This is a genomic window from Streptomyces viridiviolaceus, assembly GCF_014650995.1.
In the GTDB taxonomy this organism is placed as follows: Bacteria; Actinomycetota; Actinomycetes; order Streptomycetales; family Streptomycetaceae; genus Streptomyces; species Streptomyces viridiviolaceus.
In genome coordinates this window covers 1-1,447 of the sequence record NZ_BMWA01000086.1, presented here as the reverse complement: position 1 = coordinate 1,447, position 1,447 = coordinate 1, and the positions used below count along the sequence as shown (strand labels likewise).

Genomic DNA, 1,447 nt, shown 5'->3' with positions numbered 1-1,447 from the left:
TGTCCTACCTTTCAAGACGTGGGTCTGATCTGGTCATTCGTAAGATCGGAGGGCCCAGGGGCTCTGGGTATGGCTGTCACGGGTTAGGCCGCTCGACGGCTCAAAGGACTTGGCCGCCCGGAGCCCCGCGACGACTCGACCGCCAATTGGGAGACGCGACTCGATCGCTGCTGTAGGACAACGTCGGCGAGGTCGTCTGCGGGTGTGATGTGATGGCGAGTTGGCGGAGGGAACGTGCCCGAGATCTGGGCCGGAGTGGACATCGGCAAGGAACATCACCACTGCGTGGTGATCGACGCGGACGGCCGGCGACTGCTGTCCCGCCGGGTCCTGAACGACGAGACCGAGTTGCTCCAGCTCATCGGCGACGTCCTGGAGATATCCACCGATGTGCTGTGGGCCGTCGACCTCAACCACGGCGGTGCCGCCCTGCTGATCGGCCTGCTGCTCAGCCACGGCCAGCCCATGGCCTACCTCACCGGCCTGGCGGTCCATCGGGCCTCGGTCACCTACAGAGGTGAGGGCAAGACGGACGCCAGGGACGCCTTCGTCATCGCCGACCAGGCCCGCGTCCGCCGTGATCTCGGCCTGTTGCGGCCCGGCGACGAGATCGCTGTCGATCTGCGCACTCTGACCACCCGGCGCCTGGACGTGGTCTTCGACCGCACCCGGCAGATCAACCGGCTCCGGGCTCAACTGCTGGAGATTTTCCCCGCGTTGGAGCGATCGCTGGACCTGGTCAACAAGGGGCCGGTGATGTTGCTGACCGGCTACCAAACCCCGGCCGCGATCCGCCGCGCGGGCGCGAAGCGGATCGAGACCTGGCTGAAGAACCGCAAGGTCCGCGGCGCCGCCGCACTTGCGATGACGGCTGTGGAGGCTGCTCAGGCTCAGATGACGGCGCTGCCCGGCGAGAAGCTGGCCGCCGTCATGGTGGCCCGCCTCGCGAAGGGGGTGATGGCCCTCGATGAGGAGATCGCCGAGCTCGACGCCCTGATCGACGCCAAGTTTCGCGAGCATCCGCACGCCGAGGTGATCAGCAGCCTGCCCGGCATGGGCCCGAAGCTCGGCGCCGAGTTCATCGCCGCGACCGGCGGCGACATGGATGCCTTCGGCAGCGCCGATCGCCTGGCCGGCTTCGCCGGTCTGGCCCCCAGACCGCGCGACTCCGGCCGCGTCAGCGGCAACCTCCGCAGGCCCAAGCGTTATCACCGCGGTCTGCTGCGAAGCATGTACTTGTCGGCGATGGTCAGCATCACGACCTGCCCTGCCTCGAAGGCGTACTACCAGCGCAAGCGAAGCGAGGGGAAGGGACACAAGCAGGCCCTGCTCGCGCTTGCCCGTCGACGCCTCAACGTGTTGTGGGCGATGATCCGTGACGGAGAGCGCTACCAAGGTTCACCTCCCGTCACCGCTGCGGCTTGACATCACGATTGGGAAGTCCTTT

At 67.0% G+C, this 1,447-nt stretch carries 1 protein-coding gene; it reads left to right on the top strand.

The annotated features are described in order from the left end of the window. Positions 1-234: 234 nt before the first annotated feature. Positions 235-1,425, top strand: coding sequence for an IS110 family RNA-guided transposase (locus tag IE260_RS40990; protein WP_229881854.1), 1,191 nt, complete (start codon positions 235-237; stop codon positions 1,423-1,425). Positions 1,426-1,447: the final 22 nt, after the last annotated feature.